Consider the following 6765-nt stretch of genomic DNA (forward strand, 5'->3'; position numbering starts at 1 on the left):
GCCAGGACCAGGTCATCGCGGCCGTCGCCACCGCCAACGCCCGCACCGCCGTGGTGCTCAACACCGGCGACCCGGTGCTCATGCCCTGGGTGGAGCGCGTGCGGTCGATCCTGCAGATGTGGTACCCGGGCCAGGAGGGCGCGGACGCCACCGCCACGCTCCTGCTCGGCGGCGCCAGTCCGGGCGGGAAGCTGCCGGTGACCTTCCCGCGGCGGGCCGAGGACGCGTCCACCGCACCGGCCGGGCGCTACCCGGGCGCGGGCGGCGTCGCCGTCTACAGCGAGGGCGTCTTCGTCGGCTACCGGCACTACGACGCCGACGACGTCGAGCCGCTCTTTCCCTTCGGGCACGGCCTGTCCTACACCCGCTTCCAGTACGGCGACCTGTCGGTGCGGGGCGCGGGCGGCGGGCTGAGCGTGTCCTTCACCGTCACGAACACCGGCCGCCGCGAGGGCGTGGAGGTGGCGCAGGTCTACCTCGGCCCGCCGCCCGGCCCGCCGGTCCCGATGCCGCCACGGGCACTGGCCGGGTTCGCCAGGGTGCGGCTGTCGCCCGGCGAGCGGCGCCGCGTCACCGTGACGGTGGGCCGGCGCGCGCTGCAGTACTGGTCGGACGGCCGATGGGTGCTCGCGGGCGGCCGCCGTACGGTCCACGTCGGGTCCTCCTCCAGGGACCTGCGCCTACGTCAGGACGTGACAGTCCGATGAGACGCTCGTTGATGCGCCGCGGGGGCGGTCTGCGAGATCATGGAGACCCTCTGGACACGTGAAGGGCTGCCCCCGTGACGAAGGTTTCGCTGATCGTGCCGTGCTACAACGCGAGCAGGACTCTGCGCATGTGCCTGGAGTCCGTGCTGTCCCAGACGCGGCGGCCCGACGAGATCGTCGTGGTGGACGACGCCAGTGACGACGGCTCGCCGGCCATCGCCGAGGAGCTGGGCTGCCGCGTCGTACGGCTCCCCGAGAACCGCGGAGTCTCGGCGGCCAGGAACGCCGGGGTGGAGAGCACCACCGGCGACGTGATCTTCTTCCTCGACAGCGACGTGGCGTTACGACCGGACGCGGTCGCCAACGCCGCGAAGCTGCTGGAGGACGATCCCGGTCTCGGCTGCGTGCACGGCGTCTACGACACCGAGCCGCTCATAGACGACGGCCCCGTCGAGTGGTACCGCCTGCTCCACCAGGTCCACTGGCGGCGCAGGCACCTCGGCGAGGTCAACAGCGTCGTGTTCGCGCTGGCCGCGATCCGCCGCGTGGTGTGGCTGGAGGCGGGCCGGCTCGACGAGGGCCTGCGTGACAGCGAGGACGTGGAGTACAGCAGCCGCCTGGCCGTGCGCACGAGGATCCTGCTGACCGACGCCGTGATGGGCCGCCACGACGAGGGCCACCGGTTCCTGCCGGTCCTCGCCGAGCAGTGGCGGCGCGCCCTGCCGCTGATCCCGCTCGCGCTGGCCACAGCCAGGCGCGGCGCGGCCAAGCCGGAGAACGCCAACAGCCGCGCCGGCATCCTCGCCTGCGCGCTGGCGCTCGCGTGCCTGCCGCTGGGGCTGCTGGATCCGGCCCTGTTCCTGGTGCCGGTGGTGCTGGTCGGGTGGTTCGTCGTGGCGGATCCCGAGTTGCTGCGATTCGTGCACCGGCAGCGCGGGGTGGCCTTCACGGCCTACTTCATGGCCGTACACCTGGCGGTCCACGTGGTGCTCGTCACGGGCCTGGCGGTGGGCTCCCTGCGCGTGCTCAGGAGAGCCCCCGCCTGACGGTGCGGTTCACGGTTCCCGGGAGTCGCCGTCCTGAAGGCCTGACTCGCGAAGCGGGACGTCCGCGACGACGGCCCGGATCCACGACGCCACCACCCGTCCGAGAAGCGAACGAGGCATCACGGCGCCGGCCATGCCCCTGTCGGCCGAGATGAGCGTCACCGTCCGTGTGACCTGGCCTGCGACAAGACATGTCGTGGTCGCGGCGCCCAGGACGACCCACAGGTCGTATCCCTGCGGAAGCAGCATGACCACGAACGTCACGTACGTCACCAGTACGCCCACGAACACGACCACCCATGTGGCGCGCTGTTCCCTGGCCGGTCGTCCACCGGAGGGCTGGTCCCGGCGAGGGGCACGCCTGCGACTCCTGCCGGAAGGTGCGGTCGACGTCGCCATGAGCGACCTCCTTGATCCTTGTTGACTCCAGGTGGGAGCGCCGGACGCGGCCCGCGAAATGGCCGCTTCGAGGCGCCGGCTTACGACGAACCTCGTGATACAACGCCTGGGCAAACAGGGATGTGAGAGTTCCTCGTGTGAGTAAGCATGGCATGCCGGTCGCCCTCCGTGACGGCCGTAAAGAGACGTCACAGGGAGAAATGACGAAGAGGTCTCCTGTTTGCCCAGGAGACCTCTTCGCTTTCAACCGGTCCCGGCGCCCCACCTGAAGTCAGCAGACAGTCGCGCCGGAATCACGGAGGGAACGGATTTGCCTCTCATATTGAGAGCCGACCCTCCGCGACTTGCAGCCACAATGTCCTGGCCGCAAGCTTGAACACGATGATTGTACATGTGCCCGTCAGGCCGCAAATCTCCTGCTCCAGGATGGTTGGACAATAGGGGTGAAACTATATGAACGCGTACAAAACGGAACATGAGCCTCTGGGCCCCTTTAATGCCGGGCCAAACCATTTCGGAGGGTCGGCGGAGATATTTCGCTGGGCGCCCGCACTGCCGGTCCTGAGCATTCTGAATATTCGCCCATCTGCTGCAGGTTGATTCTGGAATATGCGGCGAGCCGCACCGGAATTCGGGCGGGGAGCGCGCAGGTAAAATTTGACGGCGATTGGACGCGGGCGTGTCGCAGGGCGAGTCGCGCAGCGCTAGTTACTCTCCGCATTGCGTCGATGACATAACGTTATCGAATTGGCGTCGATTTCAGCGGGCGGTCGTTTTCGCGGCCTCGTGATACACCCAGGCCGTCTCGGTGGCGGCGCGGGACCAGCTGAGACTTTCCCTGACGAACCGCTCACCCTGCTCCGCCAGCCCGCGGCGCAGCGCCGCGTCGGTCATGACCTCGATCACGCCGCGCGCGATGTCGGCGGGCTCGCTCGCCCGCACGAAGTACGCCGCGGGCGCTTGCGGATCGGGGCCGAGGAAGAGCCGCGAGAAGCCGTCGCCCAGAATCGTCGCCCGCCCCATCGCCATCGCCTCGGTCGCCACCAGCCCGAACGGCTCGAACAGCGACGGGAACACGCACGCGTCGGCCAGCTCGTAGTGCTCCAGCAGCTCCCGGCCCTCGACGAACCTGCCGCCGGCCAGCACCCGCCCCCGCAGCCCCGTCGAGGCGACGATGCGCTCGACGCCCGCCACGTCACCCTCACCGACGATCAGCAGCCGCAGCCCCGGCACCGCGTCCGCCGCCGCCCGCATCGCCTCCAGGAGCTGGTAGACGCCCTTCTGCCGCTCGATCCTGCCCACGAACAGCAGTACCGGATCCCCTTCCGGCAGCCCCAGTCTCTCGCGCAGGGCCCGCGCCCCGGCACGCAGCGTGTCCCGCCCGTACGACGGGAGCACCGCCTCGTACGTCCCGCCCAGCGGCACGACGTCGATGGGCGTCCGGTCCCAGCCCGCGGCCCGGAGCTGGTCGCCCACCTCCGGTGTGGCCACCACCACGCGCCGGGAGATCCTGGCCAGCCACCGCTCCAGCGCCGCGAACACGTTGAGCGGGTCGGTGATGCTGCGCTGCGGCGCGACCCCGTACTCCGTGGTGTGCACGTGGAAGACCACCGGAAGCCGCAGCACGTAGTGGCAGAGCAGGCCCGACAGGAAGTTCGTGGAGTCGTGCACGGCCACCAGGTCGGGCCGCTCACCGTGGCGGCACAGCCGCAGGAAGTAGCGCCAGTTGCTGACCACGACCTGCAACGCGAGCAGCAGGAACTCCGCGCGCTTGGTGCGGTTGAGCCGCTTCCCGCGGACGAAGACGCTGCGCGGCCGGTGCACGCGGATGCCGCCCACGGTCTCGTCCACCGGCAGGTGGCCGTCGTTCAGCGTGTACACCGTCAGCTCGTGGCCACGGGCCAGGTACGGCGTGATCAGCTCGACGTACCTGCCCAGGCCGGCGGTGATGTTGGGCGGGAACTGGTTGACGACGTAGGCGATCCTCATGCGGCGCCTTCCACGGGCCGGTAGATGCGGGCGGTCGCCGCTGCCACGACGGCCAGCAGGACGAGGTTGGCCAGCGCGAAACCCACGAGCCCCCCGGCCAGGCCCTGCCAGCGGATGCAGGCGGCCAGCGCGGCCAGGGCGAGCGGGGTCCCCGCCGCCAGGCAGCCGATGAGCACCTTCGCTCCGCGCACCCCGTCCATGGACAGGGCGACCGAGTACAGGTTGAACGCCGTGTGCGCGCCGATGCCCAGCGCCGACAGCGCCATCAGGCCAAGCGAGTACGGGTAGTCGCCGCTCATCAGCAGGAAGAACACCGTGCTGGCGGCGAACGAGACCACCGCCGTGACCCCGGCCACGGCCGGGACCAGCCGGGCGATCCGCCGCATCAGCAGCGGCTTGTCCGAGGTGGCCATCGCGGGCAGCAGCACCAGCCCGATCCCGTCGGTGAACACCACGCCGAGCAGCCGCTTGGGGAAGCCGTTGTAGACCGAGTACACGCCGACATCGGCCGGGCCCGCCCAGTGGTTCAGGAAGATCACGTCGACGCCGAACAGCACGCCGGTGAGCGCGGCGATGACCGTCACGTACATGCCGTGGCGGTACAGCGACCGGGCCAGCCGGACCGACCAGAGACGCGGCCGCAGCCGCACCGCCGCCAGCGCCGCCACGGCGAACGCCACGTTCGTGGCAATCAGCGCCACCAGGTACGACTCGGCCTCCCTGACGCCCAGCACCAGCAGGCAGTACGCGGCGGTGGCCAGGTAGACGATCGCGATGGCCAGCTTGAGCCACGCCACGAAGGCGAATCGGCTCAGCCCGCGCAGGAAGCTCTCGGTGAGCTGGTTCACCGTCATCGACGCCGCCAGCGCCAGGCCGAAGCCGAGCGTGCGGGTGTCCACGTTCAGCGCGGACGTGAGCAGCGGCGCCGCCAGCATGCCCAGCACGGCCAGCCCGGCGGTCACCGCCAGCGTGGCCGGCAGCGCCGTGGCCACCAGCTCGGGCCGCCGCTCCGGATCCGCCCTGGGCAGCTCCTGCAGCATCACGTAGTGCAGGCTCGTCAGCATGCCGACGGTGACGATCAGCGCGATCGACAGCACCACCGTGAACTGGCCGAACGCGCTCGCCCCCACCCCGCGGGCGATGACCAGCGTGGTCGCCGCCGCCGTGCCGCTGGCCACCGTGCTCACCAGCGTCGGCCCGGCCGCCCACCGCAGGCCCGCCGCGCGTTCCCTCAGGACCTGCACCGCTGGTACGCCTGCCTGGCGAACTCCAGATCGTCCGCCGTGTTGATGCCACGCGCCTCATCCGGGTCGGCCACCGGCACCACGGTCACCGGCAGGCCCTCGGCCCGCGACAGGTGCGGCAGGAACGGCAGGAAGTTCACCTCGCCGGTGGCCGCGCCCTGCGCCGCCTCCGCCGCGTACCGCTCCCACGCCGCCCGCAGCCCCTCGGTGGCCAGGCAGAACACGCCGACGTCGCTGAGCCCGCCCGGGCGGCACTCGTCGCCCTCACGGGACTGCCGCACGCGTACGAGCCGGCCCTCGGACAGCTCGTACTCCACGTACGGCTCGGCCATCGGCACCAGCGGCAGGGTCAGCCCCTTGCCCGGGTGGGCGGCGACGACCTCGCGCACGGTCGCGGGGGAGAGGTTCGCCTGGTCGCCCCAGACCACCAGGATCGTCTCGTACGCCGCCCAGTGCCCCGCGGCCCCGAAGATCGCGTCTCCCATGCCGGTCGGCCGCTCCTGGACGCTCACCGACACCGCGCCCGCGCCGATCTGCGTGGCCGCGAGATCCCGGAATGGGGCCTCGCCGTCGGGGGAGAGGACGACGTGGATGTGCTCGGTCCACGGCCGCAGGCGCCGCAGCAGCAGGTGCCACACGGTGACACCCTCGGCGACCTCGATCATGATCTTCGGGATGCCCTGGCCCAGCCTGGTGCCGCGCCCGGCGGCCGGTATCACCGCACAGATGCTCAATTCATCTCCAAGAGGGACACGATGTCGTCCAGGCCGCGTACCGCGACCGCGCCGGGGGCCGGCTCGGCGGCGTGGACGTGCAGCGTCGCCAGCCCGGCGCCGACGGCGGAGGCCACCCCGTGGGGGGAGTCCTCCAGCACGACGGCCTCGGCCGGATCGACGTGCCAGCGGCGGCAGGCCAGACGGTAGAACTCCGGGTCCGGCTTGCTCACCGGCACGTCGTCGGCGGTGAGCACGTCACGGAAGCACGCCCCCAGGGACGAGCCCGCCAGCACCCGGTCCACCGACCCCCGGCTGCCGCTGGTGACCAGGTACGCCACCCGGCCCTCGCCGGACAGCCGGTCGAGCAGCCGGCGCGCCCCGGGGAACGGCCGGACCCGGCCCCGTTCGACGGACTCCCGGTAGAGGCCCTGCTTGCGCCGCGCCAGCCGCCCGGCCACCTCGAGGTCCCCGGTCAGCAGCGCGGCCACCTCGGCGGTGCTCGCGCCCGCGTGGTCGGCGTACCGGAAGGACGGGAGGGCGGCCGGGACCAGCTCCGCGATGGCCCGGCGGAAGGCGGCCTCGTGAGCGGGGAACGAGTCCACGAGCGTCCCGTCGAGATCGCACAACCACACCCGCCGCCCGGCGACCACCCCGGCAAGCGGCA

7 protein-coding genes are annotated in these 6765 nt (G+C 71.4%); 2 read left to right on the forward strand and 5 right to left on the reverse strand.

Annotated elements, in window-relative coordinates:
* On the forward strand, positions 1-707 hold a 707-nt coding region (locus AB0J09_RS51770), incomplete at its 5' end, for a glycoside hydrolase family 3 C-terminal domain-containing protein (protein ID WP_360709111.1).
* Positions 708-781: 74 nt separating this feature from the next.
* Positions 782-1753, forward strand: a complete 972-nt coding sequence (locus tag AB0J09_RS51775; protein ID WP_360709114.1) for a glycosyltransferase family 2 protein — start codon at positions 782-784, stop codon at positions 1751-1753.
* Positions 1754-1762: 9 nt separating this feature from the next.
* On the opposite strand, the gene AB0J09_RS51780 is transcribed toward AB0J09_RS51775, so the two are convergent.
* From AB0J09_RS51780 to AB0J09_RS51800, 5 genes are all read right to left on the reverse strand, one after another.
* Positions 1763-2152 carry a hypothetical protein gene (locus tag AB0J09_RS51780; protein WP_360709116.1) on the reverse strand — a complete coding sequence of 130 codons (390 nt, stop codon included), beginning with the start codon at positions 2150-2152 and terminating at the stop codon, positions 1763-1765.
* A gap of 759 nt (positions 2153-2911) precedes the next feature.
* Positions 2912-4141: a glycosyltransferase family 4 protein gene (locus AB0J09_RS51785; RefSeq protein ID WP_360709119.1), complete on the reverse strand. Its 1230-nt coding sequence runs from the start codon at positions 4139-4141 to the stop codon at positions 2912-2914.
* Positions 4138-5385, reverse strand: a complete 1248-nt coding sequence (locus tag AB0J09_RS51790) for a hypothetical protein (protein WP_360709121.1) — start codon at positions 5383-5385, stop codon at positions 4138-4140. Before AB0J09_RS51790 ends, AB0J09_RS51785 begins: the two co-directional genes overlap by 4 nt.
* Positions 5373-6119 (reverse strand): NTP transferase domain-containing protein, encoded by a 747-nt coding sequence (locus AB0J09_RS51795; protein ID WP_360709124.1) that lies wholly within the window; start codon positions 6117-6119, stop codon positions 5373-5375. Before AB0J09_RS51795 ends, AB0J09_RS51790 begins: the two co-directional genes overlap by 13 nt.
* The coding region (locus AB0J09_RS51800; RefSeq protein ID WP_360709126.1) for an HAD family phosphatase at positions 6116-6765 on the reverse strand (650 nt) is incomplete at its 5' end. The genes AB0J09_RS51795 and AB0J09_RS51800, both read right to left, overlap by 4 nt.

Origin of the sequence: Nonomuraea sp. NPDC049784 (assembly GCF_040659615.1) — a bacterium.
GTDB lineage: Bacteria > Actinomycetota > Actinomycetes > Streptosporangiales > Streptosporangiaceae > Nonomuraea.